This window comes from Pseudomonas sp. Marseille-P9899 (assembly GCF_903166565.1).
GTDB classification, from domain to species: domain Bacteria; phylum Pseudomonadota; class Gammaproteobacteria; order Pseudomonadales; family Pseudomonadaceae; genus Aquipseudomonas; species Aquipseudomonas huaxiensis.
In genome coordinates, this window is sequence record NZ_CAESCG010000001.1 from 2020484 (window position 1) to 2033124 (window position 12641).

The following is a 12641-nucleotide window of genomic DNA, read 5'->3' on the forward strand; positions in this document are numbered from 1 at the left end:
GTCCCTGGACGTTTGTCGTAGAGCCATATACGAAATGGCCGGCCCCGTGTCAATACGCCACTACCCGCAGCGCACGCCAGCCGGGGCAAACCGCGCTCACTCGGCCATCTGCAACTCCGGCAGCTTGACCCGGAACGCACGGGTCGCCACCAGCAGGCAGATCAACCCCAGGCCCATCCAGATCAGGCCGATGGTGAACGACAGGCTCGACAGGCTGCTCCACAACCACAAGGTGATAAAGAAGCCCGACACCGGCAGCGCGCCGTACAGCAGGCCGTTGCGCACACCACGGCGCTTCTGGTCGATCAGGTAATGCTTGACCACCGCCAGGTTGACCGCCGAGAAGGCGAACAGCGCACCGAAGCTGATCATGTTGGCGACGGTGTCGAGGGTGATGAACAGCGCCACCAGCGACAACACGCTGACCAGCATGATCGCGCTGGCCGGCACCCGTTTCTTCGACACCAGGCGACCGAATACGCGGGGCAGCGCGCCGTCCCGGCCCATGGCGAACAGCACCCGCGACACGCTGGCCTGGGACACCATCGCCGAGGCGAAGCAGCCCGCGACATAGGTGGCGGTGAAGGCCGAACCGAGCAGATCACCACCCACCCGGCGCATGACTTCCACCGACGCCGAGTCAGGGTCATTGAAGGTGCTCCACTCCGGGTAGACCATCTGCGCGCACCACGACACCACGACGAACAGCACGCCGCCCAGCAGCGTGACTAGCATGATCGCCAGCGGGATGCGGAATTTCGGGTTGGCGGTTTCCTCGGCCATGGTCGAGACCGCGTCGAAGCCGACGAAGGAAACGCAGAGCACAGCCGCGCCGGTCATGATCAGCGGGAAGCTGAAGCCCTGATGATGAAACGGCGCCAGCAACGACACCGGCTCGGCCTGCGCCGAGAGGCTCTGCACCGACAAGCCGACGAACACCGCGATGAAGATCAGTTGGGCGACCACCAGCACGCAGTTGACCCGGGTGATGGATTCGATGCCGATCAGGTTGAAGAAGGTCACCAGGGCAATGGAGCCGAGCACCCACACCCAGGGGTGAATGGCCGGAAAGTATTCGGACATGTAGATGCCGATCAGCAGGTAGCTGAGCATCGGCAGGAAGATGTAGTCGAGCAGCAGTGTCCAGCCGGCCATAAAGCCGAAACAGGGCCCGAACGCCTTGCGGGTGTAGGTGTAGACCGAGCCCGAATAAGGATGGGCCTGGACCATGCAACCGTAGCTGTAGGCGGTGAACAGCATGGCGGCGAGGGTCAGCAGGTAGGCGGTGGGCAAGTGCCCCTTGGTCATCTCGGTGACCAGCCCGTAGGTGGTGAACACCGCCAGCGGGACCATATAGGCGAGGCCGAACAGCACCAGCGCGGTAAAGCCCAGGGACTGGCGAAAACGCCCGGTGTGCGAGGAAGGGTGAGACGGCGTATCGGCCACGTTTGTTGTTGTATTCATTGCAGACTCCTGGAATCGGGATGCAGGACGCCGCGGCAGGCGAAAGGCTTCGCTGCCGTTGTGACTCTTGTTATGGAAGGGCACGCAAGGCGGCCACCCCGGCCGGGGTGGCGCGCCGTTCAACTCAGCACTTGCCGGCGATCCGCGCGGTGCGGTCCACGGCGATGCGGGTCTTCTCGACCAGCTCGTCCAGCTCGGCGCGGGTCGCCACCAGGGCGGGCGCCATGATCATCCGGCCCAGGGTCGAGCGGATGATCACGCCCTCCTCGAAACCGAAGGTGCGGCATTGCCAGGCCAGGTCGTTTTCGTTGGCGAAGCGCTTGCGCGTGGCCTTGTCCTCGGCGAACTGCAAGGCCGCCACCAGGCCCGCGCCCTGGATCTCGCCGATCAGCGGGTGGTCGGCGAACACTTCGCGGAGGATCTTCTGCAGGTACGGGCCGGTATCGTCCTTGACCTGGCGGACGATGCCTTCATCGCGCAGCGCCTTGAGGTTGGCCAGCGCCACCGCGGCGGCGACCGGGTGGCCGGAGTAGGTCAGGCCGTGGGCGAACACCCCGCCCTGCTCCACCAGCGCATCGGCAATGCGCTTGCCCAGCACCAGGCCGCCCATGGGCACGTAGCCGGAGGTCAGGCCCTTGGCGATCGACAGGGTGTCCGGCTCAAAGCCGAAGTACTCATGGGCGAACCACTCGCCGGTGCGGCCAAAGCCGCCGATCACTTCATCGGCACACAGCAGCACATCGTACTGGCGGCAGATGCGCTGGATTTCCGGCCAGTAGCTTTCCGGCGGGAAGATCATGCCGCCCGCGCCCTGGAAAGGTTCGGCAATAAAGCCGGCGACGTTTTCCGCGCCCAGTTCGAGAATCTTCTCTTCCAGTTGCAGCGCGCAGCGGCGCCCGAACTCGGCCGGGGTCAGTTCGCCGCCCTGGGCGTACCAGTACGGCTCGTCGATGTGCGCGACGTCGGGAATCAGGCCGCCCATCTCGTGCATGAACTTCATGCCGCCCAGCGCGGTGGCCGCCAGGGTCGAGCCGTGGTAGCCGTTCCAGCGGCCGATCATGATTTTCTTCTGCGGCTTGCCGACCACCTGCCAGTAACGGCGCACGGTACGGATCAGTACCTCGTTGGCTTCGGAGCCGGAGTTGGTGTAGATGACGTGGCTGTAGTGGCCCGGCAGCAGGCTGAACAGCAGCTCGGACAGCTCGATCACCGCCGGGTGAGTGGTGTGGAAAAACAGGTTGTAGTACGGCAGTTGGTCCATCTGCGCGGCGGCGGCGGCGGTCAGGTCCTTGCGCCCGTAACCGAGCTGGGTGCACCACAGGCCGGACATGCCGTCCAGGTAGCGGTTGCCGTCGTTGTCCCACAGATACAGGCCCTCGCCGCGGACGATCACCCGAGGCCCTTCGGCATTGAGCGCCTTCTGATCCAGAAACGCATGGATATGGTGGGCGGCATCGGCCTTCTGGTAGTCGCGGGTCTGGCGTTGCGGTGCGAAGGGTGCATTCATGGCGTTTTTCTCTCTTGTTGGTAGGCGAGCGGATGCGTTCAGCGACGCTTGCTCATGTAGCTTTCCAGCGGGTCCTTGCTGAGTACGCCCTGGGCGGCCGCCAGGGAATCGATGAACAGGGAAAACAGCTCCGATTGCGTGCCGATATCGAGCTTGCTGTAGACGTTCTTGCGGTGCGATTTGATGGTGTCTTCCGAGACCGCGAGACGCTCGGCCAGCGAGCGGGTCGAGTGACCGCGCAGGATCAACTGGGCGATGCGGCACTCGCGCTCGGTGAGGATCGACGAGCCGAAATTGTTCAGCGCCGTGTGGATGCGCTGCTCCAGCTGGTTCTCGAAGCGCGTGCCGCGCACGTCGAAGCCGACGAAATGCTTGCCGAGCAAGGCCAGCACCCAAGGCGCGATGCGCTTGAACTGCGCGGTGGTGGCCGCGTCGAGCTTCTCGGTAAAGGCCAGCGACACCGCCAGGCTCAGCCCGGGGGACGGCTGCAGGATGTAGTTCAGTTCGTCCTGCAGGTGCGAATGGCGGTAGAACGACTGGTAATACTCGCTCAGCTCGAAATGATCGGGGGCGACCTCGGCCAGCTCGAAGCAACCGGACACCGCGTTCTCCACACAGGCGCCGTAGAACGGGTCGAGCAGGTAGAAACCGGACAGGTAGTGACGCACATTGCCTTGCGGCAGCCAGGGACCGTCCAGCTCGAACAGCGCGCTGGGCATGCCGCCGTGGGGGTAGAGATAGAGCGTGGTGGCCTGGATGGGCTGGATGCAGCCGAGGGTTTCGAACAGCGTTGCGGCGAATCCCGGGTGGCCGATGCTCTCGGTGACCTTGGCCATCTGTTCGAACCATTGCGCAGAAACAAGCTGGTCGTTTTCCACTTCAAAGACTCGCCGAAAGAACGCTGGGGACGGCACCCGCCTGATCGGCGGCGCCGGGGTTGAAAGGATGTTCCCACGTGGTGGGAGGGACCGAAATCACCCGTTGGGGTGAGTTGATGGATGGTATTGGTATTGTGTTTTGGGCCTGCTTCGCAGGCCTTCGCGAGCAAGCTCGCTCCCACCGGAGTTGTGTCAGGCCACAGATTGAGATGCGACAGGGACCACTGTGGGAGCGAGCTTGCTCGCGAAGGCCTGCAGAGCAGGCCCAAAAACTCAGCGCAACTGAAACCAGGTGGTCTTCAACTGCGTGTACTTGTCGAACGAATGCAGCGACAGATCACGCCCGAACCCGGACTGTTTGCCCCCACCAAACGGCACGGAAACATCCAGCGCATCCAGGGTATTGACCGACACCGTCCCCGCCTTCAACCCCCGCGCCACCCGGTGGGCGCGGTTCAGGTCGTCGCTCCACACCGACGCCGCCAAACCATAAATGCTGTCGTTGGCCAGGCGCACCGCGTCCTCCTCGCTGTCGAACGCCTTGATCGCCAGCACCGGCCCGAAAATCTCATCCCGGGCCAGGCTCGAATCGCTGTCAACGTCGGTAAAAATCGTCGGCTGAATGAAGTTGGACGAGCCGTTGATACGCAACTGCTCACCGCCCGCCAACAACCGGGCGCCCTGCCCTTGTGCCTGCTCGATGGCGCGCATGATCCGCGCGGTCTGCTCGCTGTCGACAATCGCCCCGGCACCACTCGCCGGATTCAGCGGATCACCGGGCAGCCAGGCCTTGGCCTTCTCGATCAAGCGCTCGACAAACTCGTCATGAATGGAGCGCTGCACATACAACCGCGAGTTGGCTGAACACACCTCGCCCTGATTGAAGAAGATGCCGAACGCCGCTTTCTCCGCCGCCAGATCAAGGTCCTGGCAATCCTCGAACACCAGGTTCGGGCTCTTGCCACCGCACTCCAGCCACACCTGTTTGAGGTTCGACTGCGCCGAGTACTGCATGAAGTATTTGCCGACCTGGGTCGAGCCGGTGAACACCAGGCAATCCACGTCGGGGTGCAGGCCCAGGGCCTTGCCGGCGCTTTCGCCGAGGCCCGGCACGACGTTGAGCACGCCCTCGGGAATCCCGGCTTCCAGCGCCAGTTGGCCCAGGCGCAAGGCGGAAAACGGCGATTGCTCGGCGGGCTTGAGCACCACGCTGTTGCCGGCGGCGAGTGCCGGGGCGAGTTTCCAGGCGGCCATGTCCAGCGGGAAATTCCACGGCACCACCGCCGCCACCACGCCCAGCGCTTCGCGGGTGATGGTGGCGAGGGCGTTGCGCGCGGTGGGTGCGACCTGGTCGTAGACCTTGTCCAGCGCCTCGCCGTACCAGGCGAACACATGGGCCGCGCCGGGCACATCGATGTTGTAGGCATCCATCACCGGCTTGCCCATGTTCAGCGAGTCGAGCAGCGCCAGTTCTTCACGGTTGGCCAGCAGCAGTTCGGAGAGCCGGATCAGGATTTTCTTGCGCTCCACCGGCGCCATGCGCGCCCATGGCCCTTCTTCGAACGCCCGTCGCGCCGAGCGCATCGCCAGGTTCACCTCGTCCTCGCCGCATGCCGCGACCCGCGCCAGCAACTGGTTGGTGGCCGGATTGATCGCCTCGAAGGTTGCGCCCGAAGCGCTCGCGACCTGCTGGCCGCCGATCAGCGCCGTATCGAGGAATATTTGCCGGGCAGCCCGCTGCTGCCAGTAGTTGAGATCCAACACACGCTACTCCCTGGCCGACCGTGCAACGGCCGGCTGTTATGGTTTCGGCGGATGGTGCGCCAGTCTCGGGGCGAGGAAAAATAGTAAAAATATGCTCGGGCGCAATGAAAAAGCTCGGTAGCGTGACGCCCCTCAAGCACTGGCGGATTCGTCAGTTAGTAGGGGTCTCTTCCTACACCTCGCGGCGAATGTCATCATTCGCCCTCAGCCCGCCCCGGCCTTGTGACTCTCGAAAACGGCTTCCATGTCCTCTCACGAAAGCATTGATTCCACCGTCCGGACCATCCTGGTCATCGACGACGAACTGCGTTCCCGCGAATCCCTGTCGCGGGTGCTCGCCGACGAGTTCGACGTGCTGCTCGCCGATTCGGCCGAGCAGGCCCGCGAGCTGCTCGAACGCCACCCGGTGGCGGTGATCCTCTGCGACCAGCGCATGCCGGGCATGCAGGGCATCGAGTTTCTCAAGGAAAGCCGCGAGCGCTGGCCCGAGGTCGTGCGCATCGTGCTGTCCGGCTACACCGACTCCGAAGACATCATTGCCGGGGTCAACGAAGCCGGGATCTACCAGTACCTGCTCAAGCCCTGGCTGCCCGAGCATCTGCTCAATACGGTGCGCAACGCCGTGGAAAGCCGCGCCCTGCACAACCACATGCAGCGCCTCGACGTCGAGCTGCGCGCCGCCACCCCGGTGCTGCGCCGACGCAACCAGCAGGCGCTGGACAAGGTGCGTGACGCCTTCGACTTCGCCCGTATCGTGCGCGCCCCCGGCAGCCCACTGGACGCGCTCTGCGAGCTGGCGGCGCGGGTGGCGCGCTTCGACCTGTCGGTGTTGCTACTGGGCGAGTCCGGCACCGGCAAAGAGTTGCTGGCCCGCGCCATCCACTACGCCAGCCCGCGGGCCAGCAACGCCTTCATCATCGAAAACTGCGCGGCGCTGCCGGATTCGCTGCTGGAATCCGAGTTGTTCGGGCACAAGCGCGGCGCCTTCACCGGCGCCCATCAGGACCACATCGGCCTGATCCAGCGCGCCCACGGCGGCACGCTGTTCCTCGACGAGATCGGCGACACCTCGCCGGCCTTTCAGGTCAAGCTGCTGCGGGTGCTGCAAGAAGGCGAACTGCGCCCGGTCGGCGCTACCACGGCGGTGCGCGTGGATGTGCGGATCATCGCCGCCACCCACCGCGACCTGGAAGCGGACGTCCAGGCCGGGCGTTTTCGCAGCGACCTTTATTACCGCCTGGCCGGTGTCTCACTGGCTTTGCCGCCGTTGCGCGAGCGCAGCGGCGACCTGATCCCGATCGCCAGCAAACTGCTCGCCGACGCCAGCAAGGAACTCGACCTGCCCGGCCTGCAATTTGCCGGCGACGCCCTCGGCAGCCTGCTCGGCTACCCCTGGCCGGGCAATATCCGCGAGCTGCGCAACGAGGTTTACCGCGCCGCCGCGCTCTCCGACAGCACCGAAGTCAGCGCCCGGGCGTTCTCCTGGAAAGTGCTGCAAGGGCAAGCCGGTGGCGCGCTGCCCGGCCTTGCCGTCGATGGCCGCCCGGCCGGCACCCTGCAGGAGCAGCTCGACGCCATCGAGGCGACGCTGCTGAAAGAAGCCCTGCTGCGCCACCGCTGGAACAAGACCCACGCCGCCCGCGAGCTGGGCCTGTCGCGGGTCGGCCTGCGCCAGAAACTGCGCCGCTTCGGCCTGGAGGAAACGCCATGAGTGCCCCGTTCCGCGTGCTCTGGCTGCAATCCGGCGGCTGCGGCGGCTGCAATATGTCGCTGCTGTGCGCCGACACCCAGGACTTCGCCGGCCTCTGGCGCAGCGCCGGGATCGAACTGCTGTGGCACCCGTCGCTGTCGCTGGAAAGCGGTGACGAAGTGCTGGCGATCCTCGACGACTGCCTCGCCGGCCGTACCCACCTCGACGCGCTGTGCATCGAAGGCTCGCTGTTGCGCGGCCCCAACGGCACCGGGCGTTTCCACCTGCTGGCCGGCACCGGGGTGGCGATGATCGACTGGGTCAGCCGCCTCGCCGCAGTCGCTGATTACACCATCGGCATCGGCACCTGCGCCGCCTATGGCGGCATCACCGCGGCCGGCCACAACCCCACCGACGCCTGCGGCCTGCAATACGACGGCGAACGCCGCGGTGGGCTGCTGGGCGCCGACTACCGCTCGCGCAAAGGCCTGCCGGTGATCAACGTCGCCGGCTGCCCGACCCATCCGGGCTGGGTCACCGACACGCTGATGGCGCTGGCCGCAGGATTGTTCGCCGGCAGCGACCTGGATGCCCTCGGTCGCCCGCGCTTCTACGCCGACCAACTGGTCCACCACGGCTGCACGCGCAATGAGTTCTACGAGTACAAAGCCAGCGCGGTGAAGCCCTCGGACCTCGGCTGCATGATGGAAAACCTCGGCTGCAAAGGCACCCAGGCCCACGGCGACTGCAACAACCGCCTGTGGAACGGCGAAGGCTCGTGCACCCGCGGCGGCTACGCCTGCATCAACTGCACCGCGCCGGGTTTCGAGGAGCCGGGCCACGCCTTCCACCTCACGCCCAAGCGCGCCGGTATTCCCATCGGCCTGCCCACCGACATGCCCAAGGCCTGGTTCGTCGCCCTCGCCGCGCTGTCCAAGTCGGCCACCCCGGACCGCGTCCGGCAGAACGCCACCGCCGACCACGCGCTGATCGCGCCGGCCATCCGCCCCACTCGGCGCTAGGGAGTTAGCACAATGACCCGCTTATTGGTCGGCCCGTTCAACCGTGTCGAAGGCGACCTCGAAGTCCAACTGGACATCGAGGACGGCCAGGTGCGCTCGGCGCAGGTCAACGCCACCATGTACCGTGGCTTCGAACAGATCCTGCGCGACCACGCGCCCCTCGATGCGCTGGTCTACGCGCCACGGGTATGTGGCATCTGCTCGGTGTCGCAATCGGTGGCCGCCGCCCGCGCCCTCGCCGGCCTGGCCGGGATCGAGCCGCCGGCCAACGGCCTGATCGCGATCAACCTGATGGCGGCGACGGAAAACCTCGCCGATCACCTCAGCCACTTCTACCTGTTCTTCATGCCGGACTTCGTCCGCCCGCTGTACGCCGAGCGGCCGTGGTACGCCGATGCCGTGGCCCGTTTCACTCCGCACACTGGCAGCCAGCAGCGCCTGGCACTGGCGGCGCGCAAGCGCTGGCTGGACCTGATCGGCACCCTCGGCGGCAAGTGGCCGCACACCGGCTCCGTGCACCCCGGCGGCTCGACCCGCGCCATCGACCCGGCCGAGCGCCTGCGCCTGCTGACGCGGGTTCGCGAGTTTCGCCAGTTCCTCGAAAACGAGCTGTTCGCCGCGCCGCTGGAGCACATATCTGGGCTCACCAGCGAAGCACAATTGTGGGCCTGGTACGCCGAAGCGCCGGAGCGTGGCGACCTGCGGCATTTCCTGCGCATCGTCCTCGACAGCGGCCTGGAACACCTGGGCCAGGGCCCCGGCTTGTACCTGTCTTACGGCGCGTACCCGCAGGCAGACGGCTCGCTCGCCTTTGACCGTGGCCTGTGGGACGCCCGCCTCGGCCAGTTGCGGCCGCTGCACCTGGAGGGCATCCGCGAAGACGCCAGCCACGCCTGGCTCGACGACCGCGGCGGCCCGCTGCACCCGGCCCAGGGCGTGACCGAACCAACCATGGACAAGCCCGCCGCCTACACCTGGAACAAGGCCCCGCGCCTGGCCGGCGAAGTACTGGAAACCGGTGCCCTGGCGCGTCAGTTGATCAGTGGCCAGCCTTTGCTGCGTGACGCCGCCGCGCGTTGTGGCGCCAGCGTCTACACCCGTCTGCTGGCGCGCCTGGTGGAACTGGCACGGGTCGTGCCCATGATGGAAAGCTGGTTGCTCGCGCTGCGTCCCGGCGAGCCCTATTACACGGCCTGCGACTTGCCCGACAGCGGCAGCGCGGTCGGCCTCACCGAAGCCGCGCGCGGCGCGTTGGGCCACTGGCTGCGGGTCGAACAGGGCCGCATCGCCAGTTACCAGATCATCGCGCCGACCACCTGGAACTTTTCCCCGCGTGATGCCGAAGGTCGCCCCGGCGCCCTGGAGCGCGCGCTGGAAGGCGCCCCGGTGCGACCCGGCGAAAAGACCCCGGTCGCGGTGCAACACATCGTGCGCTCGTTCGACCCCTGCATGGTCTGTACTGTGCATTGACCCGGAGAACCCCATGCAACGCCTGACCATCTCCCTCGACGACGGCCTCGCCGAAGCGCTCGACCAACTGATCCGCGCCCAGGGCTACGACAACCGTTCCGAAGCCCTGCGCGACATCCTGCGCCGGCATATCGAGGAACAGCGCCTGCACAAGGAAGCCGAGTCGCTGCAATGCGTGGCCAACCTCAGCTTCGTCTACGACCACCACGCGCGCACCCTCGCCGAACGGGTGATGACCCTGCAACACGACCACCATGACCTGACCATCGCCAGCCAGCATGTTCATCTGGACCACGACCACTGCCTGGAAAGCCTTATGCTTCGCGGCCCGGTGCAACGGGTGCGGGCCTTCGCCGAACGGCTGAGCGCCGAACGCGGTGTGCGCCATGGCCAGCTCAACCTGATTCCCGTGGCGGCGAGCGCTGGCGATCACGCCCACGCGCATCTGCACCCCACGAGCTGAAGGTAATGGCCCGCAAACCGCCACCGCCGCCCATCGACGAAGATGCCTGGCTCGAAGTCATCGGCAAAATGGACGAGGTGTACTCGCAACTGGTTCAGGACGAGATCGCCCTGGAGCAGAAAAACGCCGAGCTGGAACAGTCGCAGCAGTTCATTACCGGCCTGCTCGGGGCCATGTCCGACATCCTCCTGGCCTGCGATACCCAGGGCCTGATCGAGCAGTCCAATGCCTCGCTGCGCGAGCTGGTCGGCGGCGACGAACAGCAACTGCTGGGCAGCCCGGTCTATGCGCTGCTCGGCGACGACGACAGCAGCGAGCACCTGCGCAAGGTGCTTGGCGGCCTGCGCCAGACCAATGCCTGCGCCAACCTCGAAGTGAATTTTCGCGATGCGCAAGGGGCGTTGCTGCCGGTGGAGCTCAGTTGCACCGTGCGCAGCGGGCCTCACGGGCGTTGCCTCGGGCATGTGCTGGTGGGCCGGCCGCTGGGTGAACTGAAACACGCCTACCGGCAATTGCACGAAGCCCACGAAGCGCTCAAGCGCACCCAGCAGCAACTGCTGCACGCCGAGAAAATGGCCGCCCTCGGTCGTCTGGTGGCGGGGGTCGCGCATGAGCTAAACAACCCGATCAGCTTCGTCCTGGCCAACGCCCATGTCCTCGGAGGTTACGGCAAACGCCTGCAGGACTACCTCGGCGCCGTGCACCACGGGGTGATCGGTGATGAGCGCGAGGCCCTGCGCCGGCAACTGCGCATCGACCCGCTGCTGGCCGACCTGCCCTCGCTGATCGACGGCACCCTCGAAGGCGCCCAGCGCACCGCCGATATCGTCAGCGCGCTGAAGCGCTTTTCTGCGATGGATCGCGGGCAGTCCGGCGAGATATCGCTGAACGACGTTATCGAACGCGCCATCCACTGGATCACCCGCGGCACCGCGCCGGACCTGCTCATGCACTGGCTGCCGGGCGAAGACGTCACGGTTCATGGCAACAGCGGGCAACTGCTGCAAGTGCTGATGAACCTGATGCAAAACGCCTACGACGCCGCCCGCAGTGCCGCCAGCGCACCGCCGCAACTCTGGATCGAACTGACCCATGAGCCCGGCTGGGCCAACCTGACCTTGCGCGACAACGGCGCCGGAATTGCGCCCGAGCATTTGAGCCAAGTGTTCGAGCCCTTCTTCACCACCAAACCGGTGGGCCAGGGCACGGGGCTGGGGTTGTCGATCAGCTACGGCATCATCGAGCGCGCGGGCGGCACGCTGGAGGCAGGGAATCACCCGCAGGGGCGGTGTTCCGGTTGCGGTTGCCGGCGGTGGTTGCGGGGTTCCGGTTTGAGGGCGGTGCAAGGGTTGTCAGTTGGGGGCGAGTTATGGCCACCAGGCGCATGTCGGGATTTTTCCAGCGCCCTTGAAATCGAGCGCTGAATATTTGCCGGCATGCACCTGGCAGCCCTGACCGAATCCCGCGACAGGCACCCCACCTACTCAAAAGGTGTCGCATATAGCAACGAAATCCCGGCTATTTCCGGCTTTCTTGTAGGCAATTTCCCAAGCATACTCCCGCGCCGTATCAGCCGTTGCGCTCTTGGGAAACGCTGCCTAGTCTTCGCCCGTCGTTGCACCTCAACGACCGGCTTTGACAGGCTGGATTAGCATGAGCGCTGGCCACCGTTATGGCGGCTGTGCGTGTGGGCGCCTTCGGGCGCGCCAGGGTTCTCATGCTGCCTGGTCTGTCAACCCGCGCACAGTTGCCACCCTCCGGTTTGACAGCCAGACCGTGGCATCTCATTCCATCAGCATGAGATACGCCAATGAAAAAGTTAGTCCCAGACCCACCTCAAACCTCCTCCCTCTACACCACCCATATCACTTTCGGCTCCTCCAACGGCAGCCATCCCCCCCTCTTCGCCGTCTGCGCAGGCGCCGAATTTCGCGATGCGCTCACGCATCTGTCGGCATCACTGACCTCGGCCGCCGAAACCAATCTCCAGCTCAGCGAACTGGTGGACCAGCAATTCAGTGATCTGGCCTGGGCCACCCAGCAGTCGCTGGAAATGAGCCAGGCGCTGGTGATGTCGATGTTGAATACGGTCATTGAACAAGGGCGACGGCAGAGCGCCTGACGGGAGAGTGTGTGAGGGCTGACAGGTGCATGTCGGTGGATCTTCAGCGCCGTTGAGATCGAGCGCCGCCCGCGCGGCGCATCGCGAGCAAGCTCGCTCCTACAGTTGGTTGCAACGTGCCATGGCCTGTCAGAGAGGTGTTGCCCGCCTTTGGCGTTTGGCGATAAATCGCGGGGAGGCTGTTGAGGTCGACTCGATACCGCGTCGTACAAACAAGGCGGTCAACCATGGCCTGACAGACTTAGGCACGTTGCAACCATT

Annotated in this window: 10 protein-coding genes; 6 read left to right on the forward strand and 4 right to left on the reverse strand. The window is 65.5% G+C overall.

Annotated features, from left to right (window positions below; all coding sequences use genetic code 11):
* Positions 1 to 96: 96 nt before the first annotated feature.
* The 4 genes from HWV67_RS08645 to HWV67_RS08660 form a co-directional block, all read right to left on the reverse strand.
* On the reverse strand, positions 97 to 1464 hold the full coding sequence (locus tag HWV67_RS08645; RefSeq protein ID WP_175650825.1) for an APC family permease: 1368 nt from the start codon (positions 1462 to 1464) through the stop codon (positions 97 to 99).
* Between the two features lie 124 nt (positions 1465 to 1588).
* Positions 1589 to 2971: an aspartate aminotransferase family protein gene (locus HWV67_RS08650; protein ID WP_110970211.1), complete on the reverse strand. Its 1383-nt coding sequence runs from the start codon at positions 2969 to 2971 to the stop codon at positions 1589 to 1591.
* Between the two features lie 38 nt (positions 2972 to 3009).
* Entirely contained in the window at positions 3010 to 3807 is a 798-nt protein-coding gene (locus tag HWV67_RS08655; RefSeq protein WP_175651004.1) for a response regulator transcription factor, read from the reverse strand.
* A gap of 315 nt (positions 3808 to 4122) precedes the next feature.
* A complete protein-coding gene (locus HWV67_RS08660) occupies positions 4123 to 5613 on the reverse strand; it encodes an aldehyde dehydrogenase (protein WP_175650826.1) in 1491 nt (496 codons plus the stop codon).
* Positions 5614 to 5857: 244 nt separating this feature from the next.
* Between HWV67_RS08660 and HWV67_RS08665 the strand changes: the two genes are divergently transcribed.
* The 6 genes from HWV67_RS08665 (at position 5858) to HWV67_RS08690 (ending at position 12380) form a co-directional block, all read left to right on the forward strand.
* Positions 5858 to 7324, forward strand: coding sequence for a sigma-54-dependent transcriptional regulator (locus tag HWV67_RS08665; protein ID WP_175650827.1), 1467 nt, complete (start codon positions 5858 to 5860; stop codon positions 7322 to 7324).
* Entirely contained in the window at positions 7321 to 8325 is a 1005-nt protein-coding gene (locus HWV67_RS08670) for a HupU protein (RefSeq protein ID WP_175650828.1), read from the forward strand. The genes HWV67_RS08665 and HWV67_RS08670 overlap by 4 nt, the downstream gene beginning before the upstream one ends.
* A gap of 12 nt (positions 8326 to 8337) precedes the next feature.
* Positions 8338 to 9795, forward strand: a complete 1458-nt coding sequence (locus tag HWV67_RS08675) for a nickel-dependent hydrogenase large subunit (RefSeq protein ID WP_175650829.1) — start codon at positions 8338 to 8340, stop codon at positions 9793 to 9795.
* 13 nt (positions 9796 to 9808) lie between these two features.
* On the forward strand, positions 9809 to 10258 hold the full coding sequence (gene nikR / locus HWV67_RS08680; protein ID WP_175650830.1) for a nickel-responsive transcriptional regulator NikR: 450 nt from the start codon (positions 9809 to 9811) through the stop codon (positions 10256 to 10258).
* Positions 10259 to 10263: 5 nt separating this feature from the next.
* Positions 10264 to 11682 carry a PAS domain-containing sensor histidine kinase gene (locus HWV67_RS08685; protein WP_175650831.1) on the forward strand — a complete coding sequence of 473 codons (1419 nt, stop codon included), beginning with the start codon at positions 10264 to 10266 and terminating at the stop codon, positions 11680 to 11682.
* Positions 11683 to 12068: 386 nt separating this feature from the next.
* Entirely contained in the window at positions 12069 to 12380 is a 312-nt protein-coding gene (locus tag HWV67_RS08690) for a DUF3077 domain-containing protein (RefSeq protein ID WP_175650832.1), read from the forward strand.
* Positions 12381 to 12641 lie beyond the last annotated feature (261 nt).

Bases quoted from the DNA above. Each gene is read 5' to 3' on its own strand.
- HWV67_RS08645 (WP_175650825.1), bottom strand. From the start codon at position 1,464: ATGAATACAACAACAAACGTGGCCGATACGCCGTCTCACCCTTCCTCG.
- HWV67_RS08650 (WP_110970211.1), bottom strand. From the start codon at position 2,971: ATGAATGCACCCTTCGCACCGCAACGCCAGACCCGCGACTACCAGAAG.
- HWV67_RS08655 (WP_175651004.1), bottom strand. From the start codon at position 3,807: ATGGCCAAGGTCACCGAGAGCATCGGCCACCCGGGATTCGCCGCAACG.
- HWV67_RS08665 (WP_175650827.1), top strand. From the start codon at position 5,858: ATGTCCTCTCACGAAAGCATTGATTCCACCGTCCGGACCATCCTGGTC.
- HWV67_RS08670 (WP_175650828.1), top strand. From the start codon at position 7,321: ATGAGTGCCCCGTTCCGCGTGCTCTGGCTGCAATCCGGCGGCTGCGGC.
- HWV67_RS08675 (WP_175650829.1), top strand. From the start codon at position 8,338: ATGACCCGCTTATTGGTCGGCCCGTTCAACCGTGTCGAAGGCGACCTC.
- nikR (WP_175650830.1), top strand. From the start codon at position 9,809: ATGCAACGCCTGACCATCTCCCTCGACGACGGCCTCGCCGAAGCGCTC.
- HWV67_RS08685 (WP_175650831.1), top strand. From the start codon at position 10,264: ATGGCCCGCAAACCGCCACCGCCGCCCATCGACGAAGATGCCTGGCTC.
- HWV67_RS08690 (WP_175650832.1), top strand. From the start codon at position 12,069: ATGAAAAAGTTAGTCCCAGACCCACCTCAAACCTCCTCCCTCTACACC.